Genomic DNA, 23,851 nt, shown 5'->3' on the forward strand with positions numbered 1-23,851 from the left:
CCGCCTGGCCTGTGGTGAGGACCAACGGGTGCCCCGAGTGTGGCTGCCATGAGTGAACAGGCATTGACCCGCCCAAAGGCGCCCCCCGCAGTGTGGATCTCCTGGGTGGCCCTGGCGCTGATGACCACCAGTTCGGTGGCCAGCCTGCGGGCGGCCCCCACCATGGCCGTATACGGCCTGGCTGCGGTCTTCCTGTACCTCGTTCCTGCCATTGTCTTCCTTCTTCCCACGTCCCTCGTCGCCGCTGAGCTGGCCTCCGGGTGGAAGGGCGGCATCTACAACTGGGTCGCGACGGGCGTCTCCAAGCCGATGGGTTTTCTGGCCGTGTGGTGCCAGTTCGCGATGACGATCTTCTACTATCCGACCCTGCTGGGGTTCGTTGCGAGCACCCTCGCCTACGTCTTCAACCCGGCACTGGCCAGCAGCGGCGTGTGGACGGCGCTGGTGATCGTGGTCTTCTATTGGGCCGGCGTGTACGTCTCCTCCCGCGGTACGAAGGGGGTGGCGGGTCTGGCCAGCGGCGGCCTGATCATCGGGACCCTGATCCCGGGCACCTTGCTCGTCCTCCTGGGCGCCGTCTTCCTCGGCCAGGGTAACCCGTCGGCCGCCCCTATGACCGCGGCGAACTTCTTCCCCGAATGGGCCGGGCTGGCCAGTCTGGTGCTGATCGTGAACAACTTCCTGTCCTACAGCGGCATGGAGATGAACGCCGTGCACGTCTCCTCGCTGAAGGATCCGGCCAGGGAGTTCCCGAAGTCGATCTTCCTGGCGATGGGCCTGGTGCTGCTCATCTTCATCCTGCCGGCGCTGGCCATCAGCTGGATCGTCCCGGCCGAAGAGCTTTCCCTCACCGCAGGCGTCATGCAGGCCTTCGACGCGGTGCTGGCCTCGTTCAACCTGCAGGGGCTGACGCCAATCCTCGGCATCATGCTGGTCGCCGCGTCCCTCGGTGGCATGCTGACCTGGCTGGCAGGCCCGTCCAAGGGCCTGTTGCTGATCTCGCGGGAGGAAGGCTACCTCCCGCCGTTCCTGCAGAAGCTGAACAAGAACGGCGTCCAGCAGAACCTCCTGGTCGTCCAGGGGCTCGTCACCACGGTGATCGCGCTTGGTTACGCGCTGATCCCGGATGTCTCGAGCACTTACTGGATCTTCTCGGTGATCACCACGCAGGTTTACCTGATTATGTACCTGCTGATGTTCGTGGCCGCGGTCCGGCTGCGCCGCAACGATCCGGATCACCCGCGCGGCTACCGGGCGCCGATGCTGGTCGCCCTCTGCGGCGTCGGGTTCGCAGCATCGCTGGCGGCCCTGCTCGTCGGTTTCGTCCCGCCGTCGCAATTCGGGAACGGCGATCCACTGGTCTACGTCCTGATCGTGGCCGGCGGCGCCCTGGGGCTCGGCCTGCTGGTGCCCTTCATTTTCTACAAGATGCGCAAGCCCTCCTGGAAGCTGCCCGACCAAGAGGCACGGGAGGCGCAGGAGTCATGAGCACGCACACGGAGTCCTCCACCAGGCGCAGCCGCACAGTCATTTATGTCGTCTCCGTGGTTCTGCTCGTGCTCTTCGCGGTGGCAGCGCTGGCGATGTTCCGGCATGCGAGGGAGACGCAGCAGTCCCTGGCGAAGGCAGACCAGCTGATCGCGGAGATCAATGCGGCCGGGGGGACGGCCCCCTCGCGCGAGCAGATAGCCAGGGTTCTCGGCGACGACGGCGGTGCTGTCTGCGCGAACCCGAACGCCGCGCTGAGCCACGCCACGTTCCTAAGCCAGCTCTCGAACGGGGCCACCGGGCCCGGGATGCGGCCGGTGATCGCGACCAGCCGGATCGCCCAAGGTGAACTCCAGATCATCAAGGTCTATTGCCCGGACAAGCTGCCCGAGTTCCAGCAGTTCGTCGACGACCTCAAGACCTACAGCGCGGGCGGTGCTTAAGGCGTGGACCTTCACTCCCGCATCGCCGAGCTGATGCGTCCGGCGCGGGGGGAGCTCGCCGAGTTCGTGGCCATCCGCTCGGTGGCGGACCCGCGGCAGTTTCCCCCCGAGGAGTGCGCCAAGGCTGCGCAGTGGGTGCTCGGCAAGTTTGCTGAGCTCGGATTTTCGGATGCCCGCCTCGAACGGACGCCGGATGGCTCTGACGCGGTGGTCGGCTCGAGGCCCGGACCAGGTCCGGATGCGCCGACGGTTCTGCTTTATGCCCACTACGACGTTCAGCCGCCCCTCGATGATGCCGCATGGCGCACCCGGCCCTTCGAACTCACCGAGGCGGACGGCCGCTGGTACGGACGGGGCGCCGCCGACTGCAAGGGCAACATCCTGGCCCAATTGCTGGCGCTGAGGGCACTCGGCACCGACGTGCCGGTGAACCTGAAGCTCGTGGTCGAGGGCTCGGAGGAACAGGGCACCGGCGGCCTGGAGGCGTTCGTGGCCGCCCAGCCGGAGCTGCTTCGCGCCGACACAATCCTGGTCTGCGACACCGGCAACGCCGCGGTGGGCGTCCCCGCGGCGACCGTCACCCTCCGCGGGATGGTCAACGTCGTGGTGAAGGTGGAGGCCATGGCATCCGAACTCCACTCCGGCATGTTCGGCGGCGCAGCCCCGGACGCGCTCGCCGCGCTGATCTTGATGCTGGCATCACTGCGGGACAAGCAAGGCAACACCACCGTCACCGGACTGGACAACACGCAGACCTGGACCGGCGCAGCCTATCCGCCCGAACAGTTCCGCTCGGATGCCGGCCTCCTGGACGGAGTCATGTTGCTCGGCGACGGCAGTGTGTCCGACATGATCTGGGCGCGGCCCGCTGTCACTGTGCTGGGCGTTGACTGCCCACGGGTGACCGGCTCGACGGCGGCGATCGTGCCGCGCGCTGCCGCGCGGCTCAACCTGCGTATCCCGCCAGGTGTGGCCGCCGAAGACGCCCACACGGCGTTGGCTGACCATCTCCGGGCGGCCGCTCCCTGGGGAGTCCACGTCACAGTGGACCTGGAGGCCATGGGATCCCCGTTCCAGGCGGCAGCCGGCGGGCCCGCCTTTGAAGCGATGGGTGCCTCGATGCACACGGCCTATGGTCGGCCGATGGTCACTCTCGGGCAGGGCGGATCCATCCCGCTCTGCAACGTCTTCGCCGACACGTATCCGGAGGCGGAGATCATCCTCCTCGGGGTCGAGGAACCCGCCGCGCTTATCCATGCACCGAACGAGAGCGTCCATCCGAGCGAGATCAGCGCGCTCGCAGAGTCCTTGGCCCTGTTCCTCCAGCGCTACGCCGCCCTGCGCGGCTAGGTTTACCCCGCGGCGGGGCCACCAGCCCGGTTAAGTGCGTCCGGCTGGTCCTTATCATCTTTCGGTCAGTCCCGGGCCGCCACCCACGCCGCGGCCCCGGCGAGTGACGGATGCCGCCAGGTGTAGCCGTTGTCAAGCAGGACCGCCGGCTCCAGCCGCTGGCTCCCGAGGAGCAGCTCATCGGCCAGCTGGCCCATCACCAGCCGCAGCACCGGTGCGGGGACCCGCAGCGCCGCGGGCCGGTGCAGCGCGCGGGCCAGCTCAGCGATCAGGGAGTTCACGTCTGCGGTTTCGGGCGCACAGAGGTTTACCGGACCGGACAGAGAACTCGAGAGCAGGAAGGAAAAGGCGGCGGCGACGTCCGGCAAGGTGACCCAGGGCCAGTATTGCCGGCCGTTGCCCAGCGGGCCGCCGACGCCCAGGCGCAGCAGCGGCAGCAGCCGGCCCAGCGCCCCGCCGGAGCGGCTCAGGACGACGCCGGTCCGGGGCGTGACCACGCGGACCCCGGCAGGAGCCTCATGCGCAGCGGCTTCCCAGTCGGCGCAGATCCGGGCCAGGGTCCCGGTGCCGGCGGGCGCGTTTTCCCGAAGGAGCTCATGGCCGGCGTTGCCGTAGTAGTTGGAGCCCGACTGGCTCAGGAAGACCGCAGGCGGCACGTCGGCGCGCGCCATCGCCGCCGCCAGGGTCCGGGTCGCCCCCAGCCGGGAGCTGCGGAGTTCGTTGACACGGGCACGGGTCCATGGCCGGTCGCCGATGCCGGCGCCGGAGAGGTTGACCACCGCGTCCGCGCCCTTCAGGGCAGCGTCGTCAATCCGGCCGGCCGCCGGATCCCACCGGAACTCGGCCGCCGAGGCGGGCGGACGCCGGACCAGGGCCACGACGTCGTGCCCTTCGCTGCGCAGCGCGCTGGACAGGGCAGTTCCGATCAGCCCGGAGGCCCCGGCAATGAGGATTCGCATGATCCATCTCACCATGCCCGGCACGGCCACGAAACCTCCCGGGTGGCAAGGGCCGTTGTAGCTATGATCGAACGATGACCCCCTCGAGTTACTTCCGCTTTCCGCATGTCCACGGCGATCTGGTCACCTTCGTGGCCGAGGACGACGTCTGGATTGCACCCGTGGGCGGGGGCCGCGCCTGGCGCGTCTCCTCCCTGCAACTGCCGGCCCGCAACCCCCGCTTCACCCCCGACGGCAAGCGCCTGGTCTGGACGGTGGTCCAGGGGACAGCCCCGGAGGTCGTCACAGCCGACGTCGACGGCGGCGGGTACCGGCAGCTGAGCTACTTTGGGCACAGCTCCACCCGGGTCAAGGGCTTCACCCCCGACGGCGACGTCCTGGTCACCAGCGCGTTCCGCCAGTCTGATAGCCGGCACACCCACGCCTACAGCCTGCCGGTTGCCGGCGGCTGGGCACAGGAACTCCCGTTCGGCCCGGTCGAAGCGGTGGCGTTCGGACCGGTCGTCGGTGACGAACGACCCGTGGTGCTCGCGAGCGTGCTTTCCCGGGAGCCTGCCTGGTGGAAGCGCTACCGCGGCGGAACGGCGGGCAAGCTGTGGATCGACGCCGACGGAAACGGTGAATTCGAGCGGCTCGCCGCCGGACTGGACGGCAACCTCACGGACCCTCTGTGGGTCAAGGGCCGGATCGCGTTCCTGTCCGACCACGAGGGTTACGGAAACCTTTACTCCGTGCTGCCCAACGGCAGTGATTTGCGGCGCCACACGGACCACGAGGACTTCTATGTCCGCCACGCCGCCACCGACGGCGAACGGGTGATCTTCGAATCAGCCGGGGAACTTTGGCTGCTGCCCGGCCTCGACGCGGACGCCGTCAAGCTCGACATTTCGCTCGGTTCAGCCTCGCAAGGCCGCCGACCCGCCCCGCTGAAGCCCTCCCGGCACCTCGGCGACGTCGTGCCGGACCGCACTGGTGGGTCCAGCGCCGTCGAGTCCCACGGGACGGTCCACTGGCTGCGGCACAAGGACGGCCCCTCCCGCGTCCTCGAAGCCACTCCCGGTGTCCGCGCGCGGCTGCCGCGGCCGTTCGGCGAGGGCCGGATCGCCTACGTAGCGGACCATGACGGCGTCGAGGCTCTGTACCTCAAGCCGATCGCGGGGCCGCTGCCCGGCGGCTCCCCGGCTGCGCTGACAGCAGGGCAGGCTTCGGCGAAGAGTTCCGCGCAGCCAGCAGCGCAAACCGGCCCGGGTTCGGACGAGGCCGGCGCCGGCATTCCGCTGCCGAAGCCCGTGTCCGCCGCCAGCCTGACCGGCGCGGGAGCAGCAGCTGCGGTCAGTTCCGTGTCCGCCCCGGTCGCCGCGCCCGTCGCTCCCGGCACGGACGCCGCATCCGCCCCCGCACACCAGACCGCAGGGCAGGAAACGCCGGCGTCCGGCACGGTCACCCGGATCGCCTTCCCGAAGCCCAGCCGGGCCAGCGCGATCGAAGCCAGCCCCGACGGGCGCTGGCTCGCCGTCGGCACCTCCTTCGGCGACATCTACGTCGCCGATACCCGCACCGGCACCATGTCCCTGCTCAGCAGCATCGGCGAGGGCAGCATTGAAGGTTTCAGCTGGTCCCCGGACTCCGCCTGGCTCGGCTGGTCCGAGCCGGTCACGTCCTTCGGCTCCCGGAGCCGGCTGCGGATCAGCCGGGTCGACGGCGGCGCCGGCACGGAGATCATAGAGGTCACCGACGGCCGGTTCCGTGACGACTCGCCTTCGTTCACCCCGGACGGCAAGTACCTCGCCTTCCTCTCCAACCGCAGTTTCGATCCGGTCTACGACGGCCACTCCTTCGATCTGTCCTTCCCGAGCCCGATCAAGCCGTACCTCGTGGCCCTCGCAGCGGACACCCCGTCCCCGTTCGGCCCGAGCGTGGATCTTCACGAAGAAGCCGAACCCGGCACCGCGGCAGGAGACAGTGCCGCAGCAAGGAGCGGCGCGGCGGCAGCGCCGTCGTCCGCAGACCCTGTGCCTGCCGTGCGGGTGGACGCCGAGGGCCTGGCCCACCGCGTCATCGTCGTCCCCGTACCGCAAGGCAACTACTCGTCGCTGACCGCCACTTCCGGCGCCCTGCTGTGGCTGGACAGCGAGCTCGCAGGCACCACCGGCGAAGGCCGGGCCACCCTCGAGGACAAGACCGCGCCGCCAAGGCTGGTCCGCTACGACCTCGCCAAGCGCCGGACTTCCACCATCGTGGAGTCCTTGGACAGCTACCGGATCTCCGGCGACGGAGAAAAGGTCGTGTTCATCCAGGACAAGCAGATCCGGGTGGCGCCCGCCGGTGCCAAGGCCGACGAGGAGTCCGGCCAGCTGGTCAAGGTGGACCTCGGCCGGGTGCGGGTTCAGCTTGACCCGCTGAGTGTGTGGGGCCAGGCGTTCGACGAGGCCTGGCGTCTCCAGCGGGACTTCTTCTGGACTGAGGACATGGCCGGCCAGGATTGGGACTCGGTCCACGCCCGCTACCGCCCGGTGGTTGACCGGCTCGGCTCCCATGACGACCTCGTGGACCTGCTCTGGGAGCTGCACGGCGAGCTGGGTACCTCGCACGCCTATGTCCGGCCGGTGGCTGTCTCCGAGAACGGCAGCAGCCCCCAGGGTCGCCTCGGCGCGGATCTCGAATTCACCGGTGAGGGCTGGGAGATCACCCGCATCCTGGCGGGGGAGTCTTCCGACCCGCTGGCGACGTCGCCGCTGACCCGGCCCGGCGCCGACGCCAAGCCCGGCGACGTCCTGCTGGCAATTGACGGCGTGGAACTCACGGAAGCCCTGACCCCGGCGATGCAGCTTGTTGGCGCGGCCGGCCGTGCCGTCGAACTCACGCTGCGCAACGGGGCCGGCCATGGCCCGGCCGCAGGGGCGCAGCGCCGCGTGGCCGTGGTCCCGGCCAAGGACGAGGAACGCCTGAGGTACCAGGACTGGGTCACAGGCAACCGTCGGACGGTGCGTGAGGCCTCGAACGGAACGTTCGGCTACCTCCACATCCCGGACATGATGGCCAACGGCTGGGCCCAGCTCCACCGCGACCTCGACACCGAAACGGCCCTGGACGGTCTGATCGTCGACGTCCGGCGCAACCGCGGCGGCCACACCTCCCAGCTCGTGGCCGAACTCATCGGACGGAAGGTCACCGGCTGGAGCATGCCGCGCGGGGAAAAGCCGCGGACCTACCCGCACCACGCTCCCCGGGGCCCGGTGATTATCCTTACGGACGAGTTCGCCGGTTCCGACGGCGACATCATCACCCAGGTTTCCAAGTTGCGGGGGATCGGTCCGGTCATCGGCACCCGCACGTGGGGCGGCGTCGTCGGGATCGACAACCGCTTTGCGCTGGCTGACGGTACGGGCGTGACCCAGCCGCGCTACGCGACCTGGTTCGGCGGCGGCGTTGGCTGGGGTGTGGAGAACTTTGGGGTCACCCCGGACATCGAGGTAACGTTCCCGCCGCACGCGTACGCCGCCGGCACCGACCCGCAGCTGGAATACGGAATCGGAGCCTTGAAGGAAATGATCCAGGAACTGCCGACGGACCGTCCGCCGCTGCGGGAGGGCTACCGCAGGGTCCGCCCCGCCCCGCTGCCGGCTCGGCAGCAGGCCGGCCGGGCGTAGGGGTCCCGCGCGCGACGGCGGAGGACCCCTTGTCGAAGGACCCATAACGAAAGGCCCCCGCCCTCCTGGAGATTCCAGGAGAGTGGGGGCCTTCGATTTACTGCGGGCCCCTGTACTGCGGGCCCCTGAACTGCAGGCGGAGCTAGGACGCCAGGCTGGCGTCGAGGGTGATCTTGATGCCGGTCAGGGCGGCCGAGACCGGGCAGCCCACCTTGGCCTCCTCCGCGATGCGCTGGAATTCATCTTCCGTGATTCCCGGGATCCTCGCGCTGACGGTCAGGTGGCTGTCCGTGATGCCCGTACCGGGCACGAAGGTGACATCCGCCTTGGTGTTGACTTCCTCAGGGGTGTGGCCTGCCTCCTTGACGGCGAGGCTGAAAGCCATGGAGAAGCAGGCGGAGTGCGCTGCCGCGATGAGCTCTTCGGGGCTGGTCTTGCCTTCGGCGGCCTCGGAGCGCGCCTTCCAGGTGACGTCGAAGTTGCCCAGCCCGGAACTGTCCAGCGTGGTGTTGCCGGAACCCGTCATCAGGTCGCCATTCCATACAGTGTGTGCGGTGCGTGTTGCTGCCATGTCCACTCCTCGTCGTTGTGAATTAGCGATCCGACGGGACGCCGGATCCTGCCGTGATCCATCCTAGGGATTCAGCGCGGCCGCCGCACGGGGGTTCCGCTGTCAGAGGATTGTGGCCCCTGGCGGAGTCGTCCGTACAGTGTCGTCATGGAAATTACTGAAGCTGCGCAGGCGCCTGCGGCGCCGTCGGCGCGCATCGCCACCATCATGGTCAACGCCGTCGACGCCGAACGCCTGGCCCAGTTCTGGGCCGCACTGCTGGGTACGGCGGTCTCGTCGCGCTTCGAACAGTTCGTCTGGCTCCGGCCCGCCGGTCCCGGGGCCCCTCAGTTGGCCTTCCAGCAGGTTGCGGAGCCCACGGAAGGCCGCCGACGCCTGCACCTGGACATCCACGGGTCCCACCCTGCGGCGCTGCGCGCGCACGCCGAGTCCCTCGGTGCCCAGTTTGTAGAGGGTCATGACATTGGCGACTTTCATTGGGACGTGATGCACGACCCCGAGGGCAACGAATTCTGCATCGCCGGCGACTGACAAACCGCTTAGCATGGCGGCGCCGGAAACTTAGCAGACGTTCGCATCAACCCCGCATCGACCGAGTACCGGACACGGCCGTTCTCCGTCCGGGGCGCCTTTGGACACGATTCCGCCCTTGGGGTCCGTTGTCCGCGGCGTGTCCGTGTCAAAGTGCCCCCGGGCCGCATCCCGACAGCGCCCCATCCCGACAGCGGCGCCATAACGACAGCGCCCTGATAACGACAGCGGCGCCGCACCCCCGGCCGGGGTACGGCGCCGCCGCTGTTCCTCAGAAACTACTGCCAGAGGGTCGCGATCGCCACGTTCAGCAGCGCGAGGCCGCCGACGCTTTGCGCGAGCCCGTTGCTGACCGGCTCGCCCTTCTTGTACTTACGCCGGCCGATGAAGGCAAGGACGCCGACGACGAGGGCGATGACGAGCTTGACGCCGAGCTTGGCGTAGTTGGCGTTCATGTCCAGGGCCGGGATCAGTCCCATCATGACGATGCCCGTGATCAGCTGCAGCATCGCGCCGTCGAACTGGCGGGGGTGGACGGTGGGCTTCTTCATCTGGCCGATCCAGATGCCGACGATCATGGCGGCGCCGATGATGTGCAGGAAGACCATGACGTTAAAGAGGATGTTCATGGCATCAGTGTAGCCAGAGTCTTCTACGCGCTGTAGTAGGGCGCGCGGGCAGGGCCCGGGTGGAACAGCAAAAATAGCGACGGCGGCGCCGGGACTGGTGGCTAACCACCGGTCCAAGCACCGCCGTCGCTGTCGTTCGAACCCTTGAGGCCCTGAGGTTAGAGTCCCAGGTCGGCTTCGAAGGCGCCTTCTTCCAGGCGCGCCTTGAGCGTCTGAAGGAAGCGGCCTGCGTCGGCGCCGTCCACCAGGCGGTGGTCGTACGTCAGGGAAAGGTACATCATGGAGCGGATGGCCAGCGAGTCATCGCCGTTTTCGTCCGAGACCACCACCGCGCGCTTGACGATCGCGCCGGTGCCGAGGATCGCCACCTGCGGCTGGTTGATGATCGGGGTGTCGAAGAGGGCGCCCACGGAACCGATGTTGGTGATGCTGAACGTTCCGCCGGAGAGCTCGTCCGGGCCGATCTTGCCGTTGCGGGTACGGTCCGCGACGTCGGCGATCTTGCCCGCCAGGCCGGCGAGGTTCAGGTTGCCGGCATCGGCGATGACCGGAACCAGCAGGCCCTTGTCGGTGTCCACCGCAATCGCCAGGTGCTCGGCGTTGTGGTAGGTGATCTCCTGCTTGTCCTCGTCGTAGGAGGCGTTGACCTTCGGGTGCTGCTTCAGGGCCTCGGCAACAGCCTTGGCGATGAAGGGCAGGAAGGTCAGCTTGGAGCCGTTCTGGGCTTGGAAGGAGTTCTTGGCCTTGGCGCGCAGCTTGGCCACCTTGGTCATGTCGACCTCGTGAACCTGGGTCAGCTGCGTGGAGATGTCCAGGGATTCGCGCATGCGGCGGGCAATGACCTGGCGGATCCGCGGGGCCTTCTGCACCGTGCCCCGCAGTGAGGTGGCCGCGGCCGAGCCATTCGAAGCAGCCGGAGCCGCCGCGGTTGCTGCCGGAGCGGAAGCGGCCGGTGCGGCCTTAGCCTCGGCAGCTGCCAAAACATCCTGCTTGCGGATGCGTCCGCCGACGCCGGAGCCTGTCAGGGAGGCGATGTCGACACCCTGCTGGTTGGCGAGCTTGCGGACCAGGGGAGTGACGTAGCCGGACTCGGCCGGTGCGGCAGCTTCCGTCATCGCCGGTGCCGGTGCCGGTGCCGGAGCTGCTGCCGGTGCCGGTGCTGCTGCGGGCGCGGAGGCTGCGGGAGCCGGTGCGGGCGCTGCTGCCGGTGCTTCCTGCTTGGGCGCTTCCGGGGCCGGGGCGGCGGCGGGTGCTGCCTCGGCGGGTGCTGCTGCACCGGAGCCAATCACGGCCAGGACGGAGCCGACCTCGGCGGTCTCGTCCTCGTTGACGCGGATTTCCAGAAGGGTTCCGGCGACCGGGGACGGGATCTCGGTGTCAACCTTGTCGGTGGAAACCTCGAGCAGCGGCTCGTCGACCTCAACGGTGTCGCCGACGCTCTTCAGCCAGCGGGTAACGGTGCCTTCGGTGACGCTTTCACCGAGGGCCGGCAGCGTGACGTCGTGTCCTTCGCCGGCAGGAGCTGCGGCCGGTGCCTCAGCAGCTGGGGCCTCTTCGGCCGGTGCGGCGGGAGCTTCGGCCTCGGGGGCCGGTGCTTCCGCGGCGGCCGGGGTCTCTTCGGCGGGGGCGGCGGCCGGGGCTTCCGCGGGGGCCGCGGCGCCATCGCCGGAGCCGATGCGGACCAGCGGGGCGCCGACTTCTGCGGTCTCGTCTTCGGCGACGAGGATTTCCTCAATCACGCCGGCAATCGGAGAGGGGATTTCGGTGTCCACTTTGTCGGTGGAGACTTCGAGCAGCGGCTCGTCCACCTCTACCCGGTCACCTACCTGCTTGAGCCAGCGGGTGACGGTTCCTTCGGTGACGCTCTCACCGAGGGCGGGCAAGTTAACGGATTCAGACATGTCGTCCCCGTTCTCCTTATTTATCTTTAGTGCGGATGATTGCTGCCTTGTTCGAGCTTAGTGCACCCGGCATTTTGGGCCGGGCGCACTAAGCACGGTGTTCTTGCGGTGGTGCGGGCGGAACGGCTAGCCGTGGAGGGGCTTGCCCGCCAGCGCCAGGTGCGCCTCGCCCAGGGATTCGTTCTGGGTCGGGTGGGCGTGGACCAGCTGGGCCACGTCCTCCGGGTAGGCTTCCCAGTTCACGATCAGCTGGGCCTCGCCGATCTGCTCGCCCATCCGGGCGCCGATCATGTGGACGCCGACGACGGGGCCGTCCTTCTGGCGGACCAGCTTGACGATGCCGCTGGTACCCAGGATGGAGCTCTTGCCGTTGCCGGCGAGGTTGTATTCCTGGGTTTCGACCTGGTCGTCACCGAACTTGGCCTTGGCGGCCTTCTCGGTGTAGCCGACGGTCGCGATCTCCGGCTCGGAGTAGGTGACCTTGGGGATGTTGACGTCTTCGACGACTACCGGCTTCAGGCCGGCGATTTCCTCGGCAACGAAGATGCCCTGCTGGTAGCCGCGGTGGGCCAGCTGCACGCCGGGGACGATGTCGCCGACGGCGTAGACGTTGCCGACGCCGGTGTGCAGGCGTTCGTTGGTGATCACGAAGCCGCGGTCGATCGTCAGGCCGGCCTCTTCGTAGCCAAGGTTGGCCGTGACGGGGCCGCGGCCCACGGCGACGAGAAGGAGATCGGCCTCGAAGGTCTTGCCGTCGACGAGGGTGACCTTGACGCCGTCGTCGTTCTGCTCGACGCCTTGGAAGAACACGCCGGTGGAGAACTTGATGCCGCGCTTCTTGAAGGCGCGCTCGAAGTTCTTGACGATCGTCGTGTCCTCGTTCGGGACGAGCGAGGGCAGGCCTTCAACGATGGTGACGTCAACGCCAAAGGACTTCCACACGGAAGCGAATTCGACGCCGATCACGCCGCCGCCCAGGATGATCGCGCTCTTGGGGATGTAGTCCATGGTGAGCGCTTCGTCGGAGGTGATGACCCTGCCGCCGATTTCCAGGCCGGGCAGCGTGCGGGAGTAGGAGCCGGTCGCGAGGACAATGTTCTTGCCCTTGTACGCGGTGCCGTTCACCACGACGGTGTCGGGGCCCTGGAGCTTGCCTTCACCCTCAATGACGGTGATGCCCTTCTTGCCCTTGATCAGGCCCTGCAGGCCCTTGAACTTGCCGGCAATGATGCCGTCTTTGTAGGCGTTGACAGCAGTGATGTCGATGCTGTCGAGGGTGACATTGACGCCGTACTTCGCGGAGTCGCGGGCGTGGTCGGCCAGCTCTGCCGAGTGCAGGAGGGCCTTGGTGGGGATACAGCCGTTGTGCAGGCAGGTGCCCCCGAGCTTTCCCTTTTCGATGAGGCCGACGGTGAGGCCGAGCTGAACAGCACGCAGAGCGGTGGCGTAGCCGCCGCTGCCGCCGCCGAGTACCAGGATGTCGAATTCTTGCGCAGTTGCCTGATCGGCCACTTAAACGCTCCCTCGCGTGAACGATGACACGAGAGTACGCGTCATCTGGTCGTGGAACTTGCCTGCCGTGATCGTCCCGGCCGGACGGTTCCCTTTCGTTTGGAACTACTTCTTGGGTCTACTTCCTTGAAACAAGGTTTACCTTAGCGAACCACTAATACATGCTCCACCTTGTCGTGGTGTTTGTGGAGCGCTTGTGTCCAGTGTCACGCGGCTTTGTGGCCGAGGCGTCAGCTCAGCGGCCGCAAAGCCGCGTGGGTACTTAACGGGCGCAACTGCTATGCGGATGCCGCCACGAGGTCTTCGGCGTAGGCCACCAGTGTGCGGACCGTGCAGCCCGTGCCCTGCTTGTGGTTGTAGCCGTAAGGGCTGCCGTTGTTGAAGGAGGGCCCGGCGATGTCGATGTGCGCCCACGGGATCTGCTCGCCGTCCTTGGCCTTGCCGACGAACTCCCGCAGGAACACGGCAGCGGTCATCATCCCGCCGTGGCGTTCGCCGATGTTGGCGATGTCCGCCACCTGCGAGTCGAGGCTGGGCCGCAGTTCTTCGGGCAGCGGCATGGGCCAGACGAGCTCGCCGGCACGGTCCGCGGCAGCCTTGATGGCACCGGTGACGGAGTCGGTGCCCATGACGCCGGCCGTGCGGTCACCCAGGGCGATCAGTTGCGCGCCGGTGAGGGTGGCGACGTCGATGATGGCGTCGGGGAACTCCTGGCTCGCGGCGACGAGGCCGTCGGCCATGACCAGGCGCCCCTCGGCGTCGGTGTTAAGGACCTCAACGGTCTTGCCGCCGAACATCGTCAGGACATCAGCGGGGCGCTGGGCCGCGCCGGAGGGCATGTTCTCGGCAATGCACAGCCACGCCGTCGCCTTGACGGGCAGGCTCAGCCCCGCGAGGGCCAGCACGGTGTTAAGAACGACGGCGGCGCCGGCCATGTCGCTCTTCATGTCGCCCATGCCCAGGGCCGGCTTAATGGAGATGCCGCCGGTGTCGAAGGTGATGCCCTTGCCCACGAGGGCGATCTTGGCCTTGGCTTTGGCCGGGGAGTACTCCACTTTCACAAGGCGCGGCTGGCGGGTCGAGCCCTTGCCGACGCCGAGGATGCCGCCGAAACCTTCCTTCTCGAGGCGCTTCTCGTCCCAGACCGTCACCTTGACCGGCAGGCCCTTGGAAAGTTCTTTGGCGGCGTCGGCGAAGGACTCGGGGTAGAGGTGGCTCGGCGGCTGGTTCACCAGCGTGCGGGTCGCGTTGACCGCCGTTCCGATCAGGGCGGCACGGTCGAGGACAGCCTGCAGGGCCTGGTTGGCGGGGAGGTCGGTGTGGATCGCGACGTTCTTGACCGGATCCTTCCGCCCGTCGTTGGAGGAGCGGTGTTCGGTGAAGGAGTAGGCGCCGAGGACGGCGCCTTCAGCGACGGCGGCGACGTCGGCCAGGGTGGCCGTCGGAAGCGCCAGCGTGACGTTGGTCAGCCCGGCCAGCTGGCGGACTGCCGACCCGGCGGCGCGGCGCAGCGCTTCTTCGCTGAGCGTCTGCTTCGCGGGCACCTTGTTGCCGGGGTTCCCAGGCAGCGTGTTCGTAGCGACCTTGGCCGAGGGCAGCTTGCCGACGCCGGCGAGCACCAGGACCGAGGCGCCTACTTCGGACAGTCCCGGGAGGCGGTGTGCCTGGTCTGCTGCCCCGGTAATGCCAAGAACGCTCAGTGAATCCGCCAGGGCTTCCGCAGCCTTGGCCGTCAGCGGGTTGTCGAGCAGTACTGGCCCGTCTGGCCCCTGCCCCACGCCGATGACGAGGGCATCGCTCGGGGACTTCATCAGAACCCCTGCGACTGCACTAAGTTTGACTTCACTATTCTTGACCACGAGGGCAGTCCTCAATTCTCTGTGATGGTTCTCGGTGATTGTTGGCAGGAGCTGCATGTTCGGCGCCCTGCCGCGGATCCCGGGTCGCCGTCGTTCTGGGACGCCACCGGGTGTCTGCGAGTTAGCCCGAAGGCCAGTTCCGATCGTAGTCTCTCTGCGGTGCGGAAATTCAATTGAATGAGAGCTGGAGCACAGCCGCGGCAGGAATTAGCCCGGACGCCGGTGCGTTGTACTGTTAGCGGCGTTGCAGCGCGGTGAGTACCTCGAGGGATCGGCCGACTGGATCTGCCTGAGTGGGCGACTGCCCGGTCTCCGGAATTTGCCTGACCGTCCGAATTGGCGTGACCGTCCGGACGGGGGACCGCGCGCCGCAACTCCTGCCGCCGCCATCGTGAAAGGAACACGCCGTGATTGAACGGATTCCCGGCTCTCTGCTGGACCCCCAGTCGCTCTATATCCGGGATGACGCGCTGTTCTCCAGCCCCGAACTGCGTGGACTCAACCTCGTCATGGGGTTCACAGGTTTTGCCGACGCCGGCCATGTGGTCCGGCAGATCACCGCTGAACTGCTGGACACGCCCGCCGCCGAGATGATCGCGGAGTTCGACGCCGACCAGCTGATCGACTACAGGTCCCGGCGCCCGCAGGTCAGCTTTGTCGAGGACCATTTGCAGGACTACCAGGCGCCCAGCCTGGCGCTGTACCGGCTGGTCGACGGGCTGGGCAGCCCGTTCCTGCTACTGGCCGGTTTCGAACCTGACCTGCAATGGGAGCGCTTCGCTCGCGCCGTCGCCGGCATCGTGGACGAACTCGACGTCAACCTCGTCACCTGGATCCATTCGATCCCGATGCCTGTGCCGCACACTCGCCCGGTCGGTGTGACCGTGCACGGCAACCGGCCGGAACTGATCGAGGGGATTTCCGTCTGGAAGCCCACGGTCGAGGTTCCGGCTGCGGTGGGCCACATCCTGGAGCTGCGGCTGACCGCTGCAGGCCGGAACGTCGCCGGCTATGTCATCCACGTCCCGCATTACCTGGCCGAGGCCGAATATCCCACGGCCGCCGTCGCGGGACTCGAATACCTGGGCGCGGCGACCTCCCTCATGCTGCCGACCGACCGCCTGCGCGAAGCCGGCCGCGATGTGGTTCGACAGATCGCCGAGCAGATTGAGGCTTCTGAGGAGGTCCAGCAGGTGGTGGCGCGGCTGGAGAGCCGGTACGACGAAAAGGCCGAAGGGACGGTCCGGCGGTCGCTGCTGGCCGACGAGAACGACGAACTCCCTAACGCCGACGCCCTGGGTGCCGCCGTGGAGGCGTATCTGGCCCGTAAAGAACCTGGAGAATAAATACTATTTATCCCGAGGGTGGGCATAATAGGGTAGTGACTTCCCCCCGCGCTTGGCTGATTTGGATCATCGGGATCTTTGCTTATCTCGTTGCTGTCAGCCAGCGCACCTCTTTCGGGGTGGTCGGTCTGGAGGCCACGGAGCGTTTCCACGCCAGCGCGGCCGAAATCTCCTTCTTCACCGTGCTGCAGCTGCTGGTCTACGCCGCGCTGCAGATTCCCGTGGGCATCCTGGTGGACCGGTTCGGCTCCCGCGCCATGCTCGCGGGCGGCGGCATCCTGATGGGTCTCGGCCAGCTACAGCTGGCGTTTGCCGACAACATTCCCGGTGGTGTCCTGGGCCGCGTCCTGGTGGGCGCCGGCGATGCCATGACGTTCATCTCAGTAATCCGGCTCATTCCGATCTGGTTTGCACCGGGCCGCGTGCCGCTGCTGACGCAGCTGACCGGCATGTCCGGACAGCTGGGCCAACTCTTCAGCGTGGTGCCGTTCGCGATGATCCTGCACACCGCAGGCTGGACTTCCGCCTTCCTGACGCTCGCCGCGATGTCGGGTCTCGCCGTCGTGCTGGTGGTGCTTTTGCTGCAGGACCTCCCGCCCGGGCACCCCGCCCCGGCGAGGTCCCAGGGACTGCGTGCCACCGGCATTTCGCTGGGCCACGCCTGGCGGCAACCCGGAACCCGGCTGGGACTCTGGAGCCACTTCACCGTCCAGTTCAGCGGCACCGTCTTTGCCATGACCTGGGGCTACCCCTTCCTCATTTCCGCTCAGGGGCTGGACCGCGGAAGCGTCTCCGCCCTGATGTCGCTGTACGTGGCTGCCGCCATTGCCGCCGGACCCCTGATGGGCAGATTCGTTGCCCGGCATCCGTTGCGGCGTTCCACCATGGTGCTCCTGATTTCTGCGTGCACCGGTTCCGCCTGGGCAGCCGTGCTGCTGCTGCCGGGACGGGCCCCGCTCTGGCTGCTGGCAGTACTTGTGGTGATCCTGGCCATTGGCGGACCCGGCTCGATGATCGGCTTCGACTTCGCCCGAACCTTTAACCCCGCCCACCGGCTCGGCACGGCAACCGGGATCGTCAACGTGGGCGGCTTCATCGCCGCGCTGGTGTCCATCTATCTGATTGGGCTGGTGCTTGACCTCCTGCACGCCAGCGGATTTTCCCAGGGCGAGCTCTACGGCCTGGATCCCTTCCGCATTGCCCTCAGCGTGCAGTTCCTGCTGCTGGTAGGGGGAGCCTGCGCCATCATCGCCACCCGGCGGAAAGTCCGGCGCCAGATGGCGGCTCAGGGAGTCACGGTTCCGCCGCTGCTTGAGGCACTCGCCAAGCAGCGGAGGCTCGTCGCGGAACGCCGCCGGACACCCTGAGCCCTGGCTCCTGGTGAGGCCTGGCATGGCCGCCGCATGCCCGAGCCACCGGCAACATGGTTATCCACATAGCGCAATCCGGGTCTGCCATGGCTAGACGGATGGCGCCAAGCTGGCCCTATGACAGCCCCCGATCACCTGAGAATCACCGGCCCCGAAGACATCTTGGGCTTCATCCCGCACTCCCTGGGCTATTGGCCTGAACACAGCCTCGTGGCCATGACCCTGCAAGGCAAACGGCTCGGAGCCACCCTGCGCGTCGATCTCCCTGCCCTCGGCGGCGGGGGTACAGCCACAGCCGGCGGGCGCGGTGGCCGCGGCGCCAAACGGCGGACCGGCCCCGCCAGAAAGGATGGGCTGGCCGGATTCGCCCGGAACGTCGTGTCCTACCTGGAAGCGGACGACGCAGCCGACGGCGCATTGCTGGCCTTCTTCACCGGCACCGCCACCGGAATCGACGCGGGCACTGGTGTCGACACGAGCGCTGGCGTGGACCGGGGCACCGGCGTCGACAGGGGCGCCAGCTCCGGCCTGGTCGCCAACGGCGACGACGACCGCACAGTGTGGGCGGACTTGCTCGCAGAGCTCGAACTTGCCTTGGAAGCGGCCGGAATGCCCCTGAAGGACGCGTGGATTGTGGGAACCGAGTTCTGGCGCAACGCACACTGCGTCGATCCGGAATGCTGCGGCCCGGCCGGGCGGCCGGTTGAGGAGATCCGGAACAGCAGACTCAACGCCGAGATGGTCTTCCGCGGCAGCAGTGTCGGGGCCGCCCCCGGCGCGGACGGGGAGAAGACACAGCCACCGGCTGTGGACCCGGCGATTCGTGCGGCCGAGTCCGGCTGGGCCGAGCAATTCTCACCGCGGCGACGGGACCGGGCACAATTCGCGCAGGTGCTCGATGTGTGGACGATGGTCATGAACCAAGCTGTCCCGAAAACTGGAGCGGGGAACAGCAGCGCGGCCGATTCTGAGTCCTTGGCCAAGACACCCGAGGCCGGAACCGCCGATTCCCAGATCCTGGGCTGGCCGCTCGAGCTGTCGGCGGAACTGACCGGCTACTTGCGCGCCAGCCTTTGCATCCCCTCATGGCGGGACGCTGTGCTCGTAATGGCGGCAGCCGGTCGGCATGCGGCTGAACGCGGCGCGGAGGACTTTGGCATGTTCGACATCCCGCCCGCGCCCGGTTTGCAGCCCAGCACCGCGTCTTCGCACCTGTCCGGTCCGACACCCAGCCCCATACTCATGCCGGCGCCCGGCCCGCACACCAACAAAGAGGACATTAACAAAGAGGCCGCCAACAAGGAGCCCGTTAGCAAAGAGGCCGCCAACAAGGAGCCCGCCAGCAAAGAGGCCGCTAGCAAAGTGCCCGCCAGCAAAGAGGCCGCCAACAAGGAGCCCGCCAACAAAGTGTCCGCCAACAAGGAGCCCGCTGATCGCCGGCCCGCTGACCGGCGCCCGGCCGGCGGCGGCACTCCTGGCGATGACGCCGTTCCCGGCTACGGGGAGGTCCTGCTGGGCCTGGCGCCGCCGGTCCCGGACTGGGCCCTCATGGATGGACTCGAACGGGTTATGGAGTTGCTGGGCCGCCTCGGCGGTGGCGAGCCCACAGCTGCCGCGGTGACGGCCAGAGGCTGGATCGAATGGTGCCGCGGCCGCGGTTCCTACGCCGACGCCCTGTACCGGCAGGCCTTGCGGGAGCGCCCGGATTACAGGCTGGCCGAATTGCTGGCTGAACTCGGCGGACGGGGAACCTTGTGCGGCTGGGCGGCCAGGCGGGAGGCGGCCTGGCAGAAGTTTGCGCCCGACGCGGCCTGATAGACCGGCGCAATATCGCGGACCGCCGTCCCGAAAGGCACTTGCTGAGAAAATCGTGAGACAATAGTTGCCGAGACCCGGTTGGGTCCGTGTATCAAGTGCCCGTGATGAACCTTGGAAACAGGGAACATTACGGCCCGTTCAGCAGTTCTACTAAGTGGCTCTGCTGGTCGTGGTTGCACCTGATGTTGAACACGGACTTGACAGGGTCATAGTGGTGTTGCCCGTATGGTGATTCCGCATACCGCAGCTAGAAAGGTTTTCAGTGACCCCGTCTTCCGCGAAGAAGGAACCCGCCGACCAGGCCGAAATGTCCCCTGAGGAGAAGAAGGCGGCGGCCAGCGCTAAGCGCGCCGCCACGCGTGCAGCCAACAAGGCCGCTTCCGCAGAGGGTGGCGACACCGCAACTGGAGTCGCCAAGCCTGAGCCCAAGAAGCGCGGGCCCAAGCCCGGCGCCAAAGCCGCGGCGGAGGCCGCCGGCAAATCATCCAGTGACAATGACGATGACGTTGAAGTCGATGAAGACCTCGACGACATCACTCCCGACGCCGCCGAACTCGGCGACGACGCGGAAAGCGAAGAGGCCCCCGGCAAGGCCGCAGCGGCCACCGGCTCCGGCTTCGTCTATTCCGACGCCGACGACGACGACGCGCCTGTGCAGCAGGTCATGTCGGCCGGCGCCACCGCCGACCCCGTCAAGGACTACCTGAAGCAGATCGGCAAGGTCGCCCTGCTGAACGCTGAGCAGGAAGTGGACCTGGCCCTGCGCATCGAAGCCGGCCTGTTCGCCGAGGAGAAGATCGCGGCCGACGACGGCACGATGGAACCGAAGCTCAAGCGCGAGCTTGAATTCGTCATCCACGACGGCAAGCGCGCCAAAAACCACCTGCTGGAGGCCAACCTCCGCCTCGTCGTCTCGCTGGCCAAGCGCTACACCGGCCGCGGCATGCTGTTCCTGGACCTGATCCAGGAAGGCAACCTGGGCCTGATCCGTGCGGTCGAGAAGTTCGACTACACCAAGGGCTTCAAGTTCTCCACCTACGCCACCTGGTGGATCCGCCAGGCCATCACCCGCGCCATGGCCGACCAGGCCCGCACCATCCGTATCCCGGTGCACATGGTGGAAGTCATCAACAAGCTGGCCCGTGTCCAGCGGCAGATGCTGCAGGACCTCGGCCGCGAACCCACGCCTGAGGAACTGGCCCTCGAGCTGGACATGACTCCGGAAAAGGTTGTCGAGGTCCAGAAGTACGGCCGCGAGCCCATCTCGCTGCACACGCCGCTTGGCGAGGACGGTGACTCCGAGTTCGGTGACCTCATTGAGGACTCCGAGGCCGTGGTTCCCGCGGATGCAGTGAGCTTCACCCTGCTGCAGGAGCAGCTGCACTCGGTGCTGGACACGTTGTCCGAGCGCGAAGCCGGTGTGGTTGCGATGCGCTTCGGCCTCACCGACGGACAGCCGAAGACTTTAGACGAAATCGGCAAGGTCTACGGTGTGACGCGTGAGCGCATCCGGCAGATCGAATCCAAGACCATGTCCAAGCTGCGGCACCCGTCGCGCTCCCAGGTCCTGCGCGACTACCTGGACTAATCCCGGGCCGGCCGCCGGCTGAGAGCAGCGAAAAACGCGGGGTCACATCCGGCCCATCCTCGGGGGAGGAATGGACCGGATGTGGCCCCGCGTTGTTGTTTCCGCTGCCGTCAGGAGCCGACGAGCCGCAGCCATTAACGAATCAGGGCCCCTCCGAAGTGGAGGGGCCCTGATGCCTGTGGTCTCAGGTCGCTGCGGCTCGGCAAGCGGCCGGCCGGAACCGGTGGGGGTCTAGTCGACCGGCAGCGGGGCCTTTTCGTGGAGACGGTCAGTCTCGTCGTGCCAGTCTGAGCTGAGCGGCTTGAGTGTCGGTTCTACGGCGCGCGCGTGGTGGCCGCAGAAAAGAAGCTCACCGCCGGAGGCGCCGAGAACAACCCGGACATATGCCTGTGCTCCGCAACGATCGCACCGGTCTGCGGCGGTCAGTGTGCGGTCCGCAACTGCTGTTGTCATGTTCGGCCTCCTTAGTTAGATCGGTACACCTATATAACCAGCATTCGCAGCCAAACAATGGCACGGATGGCCCACTTTCGCTGTCCGCGTATCACGTCTCAGTAACGGCGGGGCGCCGGAGGGCCGCTGCGGGGAGTGGCAAACAGGGGAGAAGCCAGAGTCGGACTACCCTAGGAAGAGCGCCAATTACCGTGGCAGTCCACCTTTGCACCTGCAGGGGACTGTCCTCATCTGTAAGGAGTTCACGACCCGTGGCACCCAGTTCTGATTACACCGCCCGGCACCTTTCCGTGCTGGAGGGCCTTGAGGCCGTCCGTAAGCGCCCGGGCATGTACATCGGCTCCACGGACTCCCGCGGACTCATGCACTGTCTCTGGGAGATCATCGACAACTCCGTCGACGAGGCCCTGGCCGGCTTCGGCCACGACATCAAGATCATCCTGCACGCGGACAACTCTGTCGAGATCCACGACGACGGCCGCGGCATCCCCGTCGACGTCGAACCGAAAACCGGGCTGACCGGCGTCGAGGTTGTGTTCACCAAGCTGCATGCCGGCGGAAAATTCGGTGGCGGCTCCTACACGGCGTCCGGCGGCCTGCACGGCGTCGGCGCTTCTGTGGTCAACGCACTGTCGGCACGCCTCGACGTCGAGGTGGACCGCGGCGGCAAGATCTACAAGATGTCGTTCCGCCGGGGTGAGCCGGGACGGTTCAAGGACCCGGGCACCAGGGCCGACCCGGCAGCGGTCTTCGAACCCTTCGTGGATGGCTCCGTGCTCGACGTCGTCGGCAAGGCCAAGCGCGGCGTCACCGGAACCCGGATCCGCTACTGGGCAGACCGGCAGATTTTCACGCCGGATGCCAAGTTCTCCTACGACGACCTCGCCGCACGCGCCCGCCAGACCTCGTTCCTGGTCCCGGGGCTGAAGCTCACCGTCCGGGATGAACGAAAGCTGGCCGGCACGGCGGGCGAATCGGGCCCGCACGAGGAAGTCTTCCACCACGACGGCGGCATCTCCGAGTTTGTCGAGTTCCTCGCCGCCGACCCGGCCGTTACTGACACCTGGCGCCTGCACGGCGCCGGAAAATTCAAGGAAACAGTGCCCGTCCTCGACGAGAGGGGCCACAGCCAGCTCGCCGAGGTCGAACGTGACTGTGAAGTCGACATCGCCTTGCGCTGGGGGATCGGCTATGACAGCACGGTGCGGAGCTTCGTCAACATCATTTCCACGCCCAAAGGCGGCACGCACCAGTCCGGCTTCGAGCAGGCCCTGCTGAAGACCTTCCGGAAGGCGGTGGAAACCAACGCCCGCAAGCTCAAGGCCGGCAACGACAAGATCGAAAAAGACGACATCTTCGCCGGCCTAACTGCGGTCCTGACCGTACGGCTGGCGGAACCGCAGTTTGAGGGCCAGACCAAGGAGATCCTGGGCACATCGGCGGTCCGGGCCATCGTGGCCAAAGTGGTGGAACGCGAGATCACCGCGAAGCTGACCAGCGCGAACCGCAACGACAAGGCCCAGTCGGCACTGCTGCTGGAAAAGGTCGTCAGCGAGATGAAGTCCCGTATCTCGGCGCGCGTCCACAAGGAAACCCAGCGCCGCAAGAATGCACTGGAAACGTCCTCGATGCCCACCAAGCTTGCGGACTGCCGGACGGACGACGTCGGACGCTCCGAACTGTTCATCGTCGAGGGTGACTCCGCGCTCGGCACCGCCAAGCTGGCGAGGTCTTCCGACTTCCAGGCGCTCCTGCCGATCCGCGGCAAAATCCTGAATGTCCAGAAGGCGTCCGTGGGGGACATGCTCTCCAACGCCGAGTGCGCGGCCCTGATCCAGGTGGTGGGAGCCGGCTCGGGGCGGACGTTCGACATCAACGCGGCCCGGTACGGCAAGGTGATCCTGATGACCGACGCCGACGTCGACGGCGCCCACATCCGGACCCTGCTCCTGACGCTCTTCTTCCGCTACATGCGCCCAATGATCGATGAGGGCCGCGTCTTTGCCGCCGTCCCGCCACTGCACCGCGTGGAGGTCATCAACGCCGGGCAGAAGGCCAACGAGATGGTTTACACCTACTCCGAGGCCGAGCTGCACGTGTTGCTGTCGCGCCTCGCGAAGGAGGGCAAGCGCTACAAGGAACCGATCCAGCGCTACAAGGGCCTGGGCGAGATGGATGCCGAACAGCTGGCCGAAACCACGATGGACCCGCGGCACAGGACGCTCCGCAAGGTCGGGATCGACAACGCCAAGCAGGCCGAAGAGACCTTTGACCTCCTCATGGGCTCCGACGTCGCGCCGCGCAAGGACTTCATCATTGCCGGCGCCGCAAGCCTGGACCGGGAGCGCATCGACGCCTGACCGGCGGGGGGAGACGTCAAGGA

Annotated in this window: 17 protein-coding genes; 10 read left to right on the forward strand and 7 right to left on the reverse strand. The window is 67.1% G+C overall.

Annotated elements, in window-relative coordinates:
• Positions 1 to 48: 48 nt before the first annotated feature.
• From ACFVVK_RS13505 to ACFVVK_RS13515, 3 genes are read left to right on the forward strand one after another with little or no spacing between them, the layout of a single operon-like run.
• Entirely contained in the window at positions 49 to 1,488 is a 1,440-nt protein-coding gene (locus ACFVVK_RS13505) for an APC family permease (protein WP_390267571.1), read from the forward strand.
• Positions 1,485 to 1,931, forward strand: a complete 447-nt coding sequence (locus ACFVVK_RS13510; RefSeq protein WP_390267574.1) for a hypothetical protein — start codon at positions 1,485 to 1,487, stop codon at positions 1,929 to 1,931. The genes ACFVVK_RS13505 and ACFVVK_RS13510 overlap by 4 nt, the downstream gene beginning before the upstream one ends.
• Before the next feature lie 3 nt (positions 1,932 to 1,934).
• The gene (locus ACFVVK_RS13515; RefSeq protein ID WP_390267577.1) at positions 1,935 to 3,281 is read left to right on the forward strand and encodes a dipeptidase; all 1,347 of its coding nucleotides are present in this window, start codon (positions 1,935 to 1,937) and stop codon (positions 3,279 to 3,281) included.
• A 65-nt stretch (positions 3,282 to 3,346) separates the two neighbouring features.
• Here the strand turns inward: ACFVVK_RS13515 and ACFVVK_RS13520 are convergent, their stop codons facing one another.
• Positions 3,347 to 4,240, reverse strand: coding sequence for a TIGR01777 family oxidoreductase (locus ACFVVK_RS13520; RefSeq protein WP_390267580.1), 894 nt, complete (start codon positions 4,238 to 4,240; stop codon positions 3,347 to 3,349).
• Positions 4,241 to 4,314: 74 nt separating this feature from the next.
• Between ACFVVK_RS13520 and ACFVVK_RS13525 the strand changes: the two genes are divergently transcribed.
• Complete coding sequence (locus tag ACFVVK_RS13525) at positions 4,315 to 7,890, forward strand: S41 family peptidase (protein ID WP_390267583.1); 3,576 nt, start codon at positions 4,315 to 4,317, stop codon at positions 7,888 to 7,890.
• Positions 7,891 to 8,032: 142 nt separating this feature from the next.
• Here ACFVVK_RS13525 and ACFVVK_RS13530 read toward each other — a convergent pair whose 3' ends face one another.
• A complete protein-coding gene (locus tag ACFVVK_RS13530) occupies positions 8,033 to 8,461 on the reverse strand; it encodes an OsmC family protein (RefSeq protein ID WP_390267586.1) in 429 nt (142 codons plus the stop codon).
• Between the two features lie 147 nt (positions 8,462 to 8,608).
• Between ACFVVK_RS13530 and ACFVVK_RS13535 the strand changes: the two genes are divergently transcribed.
• On the forward strand, positions 8,609 to 8,992 hold the full coding sequence (locus tag ACFVVK_RS13535) for a VOC family protein (RefSeq protein ID WP_390267589.1): 384 nt from the start codon (positions 8,609 to 8,611) through the stop codon (positions 8,990 to 8,992).
• Between the two features lie 278 nt (positions 8,993 to 9,270).
• Here the strand turns inward: ACFVVK_RS13535 and ACFVVK_RS13540 are convergent, their stop codons facing one another.
• The 4 genes from ACFVVK_RS13540 to ACFVVK_RS13555 all read right to left on the reverse strand — a co-directional run bounded on the left by ACFVVK_RS13540 (position 9,271) and on the right by ACFVVK_RS13555 (position 14,845).
• Positions 9,271 to 9,621 (reverse strand): hypothetical protein, encoded by a 351-nt coding sequence (locus ACFVVK_RS13540; RefSeq protein ID WP_390267592.1) that lies wholly within the window; start codon positions 9,619 to 9,621, stop codon positions 9,271 to 9,273.
• A 158-nt stretch (positions 9,622 to 9,779) separates the two neighbouring features.
• The gene (gene sucB, locus ACFVVK_RS13545) at positions 9,780 to 11,522 is read right to left on the reverse strand and encodes a 2-oxoglutarate dehydrogenase, E2 component, dihydrolipoamide succinyltransferase (protein WP_390267595.1); all 1,743 of its coding nucleotides are present in this window, start codon (positions 11,520 to 11,522) and stop codon (positions 9,780 to 9,782) included.
• 126 nt (positions 11,523 to 11,648) lie between these two features.
• Complete coding sequence (gene lpdA, locus ACFVVK_RS13550; protein ID WP_390267598.1) at positions 11,649 to 13,034, reverse strand: dihydrolipoyl dehydrogenase; 1,386 nt, start codon at positions 13,032 to 13,034, stop codon at positions 11,649 to 11,651.
• A gap of 278 nt (positions 13,035 to 13,312) precedes the next feature.
• Complete coding sequence (locus ACFVVK_RS13555) at positions 13,313 to 14,845, reverse strand: leucyl aminopeptidase (RefSeq protein ID WP_390267601.1); 1,533 nt, start codon at positions 14,843 to 14,845, stop codon at positions 13,313 to 13,315.
• A 455-nt stretch (positions 14,846 to 15,300) separates the two neighbouring features.
• Between ACFVVK_RS13555 and ACFVVK_RS13560 the strand changes: the two genes are divergently transcribed.
• From ACFVVK_RS13560 to ACFVVK_RS13575, 4 genes are all read left to right on the forward strand, one after another.
• Positions 15,301 to 16,239, forward strand: a complete 939-nt coding sequence (locus ACFVVK_RS13560; protein ID WP_390267604.1) for a proteasome assembly chaperone family protein — start codon at positions 15,301 to 15,303, stop codon at positions 16,237 to 16,239.
• 35 nt (positions 16,240 to 16,274) lie between these two features.
• Positions 16,275 to 17,606, forward strand: a complete 1,332-nt coding sequence (locus ACFVVK_RS13565; protein ID WP_390267607.1) for a nitrate/nitrite transporter — start codon at positions 16,275 to 16,277, stop codon at positions 17,604 to 17,606.
• Positions 17,607 to 17,726: 120 nt separating this feature from the next.
• Positions 17,727 to 19,424: a DUF4192 family protein gene (locus ACFVVK_RS13570; RefSeq protein WP_390267610.1), complete on the forward strand. Its 1,698-nt coding sequence runs from the start codon at positions 17,727 to 17,729 to the stop codon at positions 19,422 to 19,424.
• Positions 19,425 to 19,689: 265 nt separating this feature from the next.
• Positions 19,690 to 21,015, forward strand: a complete 1,326-nt coding sequence (locus ACFVVK_RS13575) for an RNA polymerase sigma factor (RefSeq protein WP_390267613.1) — start codon at positions 19,690 to 19,692, stop codon at positions 21,013 to 21,015.
• Positions 21,016 to 21,246: 231 nt separating this feature from the next.
• Here ACFVVK_RS13575 and ACFVVK_RS13580 read toward each other — a convergent pair whose 3' ends face one another.
• The gene (locus ACFVVK_RS13580; protein WP_390267616.1) at positions 21,247 to 21,468 is read right to left on the reverse strand and encodes a hypothetical protein; all 222 of its coding nucleotides are present in this window, start codon (positions 21,466 to 21,468) and stop codon (positions 21,247 to 21,249) included.
• A gap of 251 nt (positions 21,469 to 21,719) precedes the next feature.
• On the opposite strand from ACFVVK_RS13580, the gene ACFVVK_RS13585 reads away from it, so the two are divergent.
• Positions 21,720 to 23,828 (forward strand): type IIA DNA topoisomerase subunit B, encoded by a 2,109-nt coding sequence (locus ACFVVK_RS13585; protein WP_390267619.1) that lies wholly within the window; start codon positions 21,720 to 21,722, stop codon positions 23,826 to 23,828.
• Positions 23,829 to 23,851: the final 23 nt, after the last annotated feature.

The sequence above is a fragment of the Arthrobacter sp. NPDC058192 genome (assembly GCF_042883665.1).
Classification (GTDB): domain Bacteria; phylum Actinomycetota; class Actinomycetes; order Actinomycetales; family Micrococcaceae; genus Arthrobacter.

Excerpts from the sequence above, each read along its gene's own strand:
- ACFVVK_RS13505 (WP_390267571.1), top strand. The coding sequence starts at position 49 with ATGAGTGAACAGGCATTGACCCGCCCAAAGGCGCCCCCCGCAGTGTGG.
- ACFVVK_RS13510 (WP_390267574.1), top strand. The coding sequence starts at position 1,485 with ATGAGCACGCACACGGAGTCCTCCACCAGGCGCAGCCGCACAGTCATT.
- ACFVVK_RS13520 (WP_390267580.1), bottom strand. The coding sequence starts at position 4,240 with ATGCGAATCCTCATTGCCGGGGCCTCCGGGCTGATCGGAACTGCCCTG.
- ACFVVK_RS13525 (WP_390267583.1), top strand. The coding sequence starts at position 4,315 with ATGACCCCCTCGAGTTACTTCCGCTTTCCGCATGTCCACGGCGATCTG.
- ACFVVK_RS13530 (WP_390267586.1), bottom strand. The coding sequence starts at position 8,461 with ATGGCAGCAACACGCACCGCACACACTGTATGGAATGGCGACCTGATG.
- ACFVVK_RS13535 (WP_390267589.1), top strand. The coding sequence starts at position 8,609 with ATGGAAATTACTGAAGCTGCGCAGGCGCCTGCGGCGCCGTCGGCGCGC.
- ACFVVK_RS13540 (WP_390267592.1), bottom strand. The coding sequence starts at position 9,621 with ATGAACATCCTCTTTAACGTCATGGTCTTCCTGCACATCATCGGCGCC.
- sucB (WP_390267595.1), bottom strand. The coding sequence starts at position 11,522 with ATGTCTGAATCCGTTAACTTGCCCGCCCTCGGTGAGAGCGTCACCGAA.
- ACFVVK_RS13555 (WP_390267601.1), bottom strand. The coding sequence starts at position 14,845 with ATGAAGTCCCCGAGCGATGCCCTCGTCATCGGCGTGGGGCAGGGGCCA.
- ACFVVK_RS13570 (WP_390267610.1), top strand. The coding sequence starts at position 17,727 with ATGACAGCCCCCGATCACCTGAGAATCACCGGCCCCGAAGACATCTTG.
- ACFVVK_RS13580 (WP_390267616.1), bottom strand. The coding sequence starts at position 21,468 with ATGACAACAGCAGTTGCGGACCGCACACTGACCGCCGCAGACCGGTGC.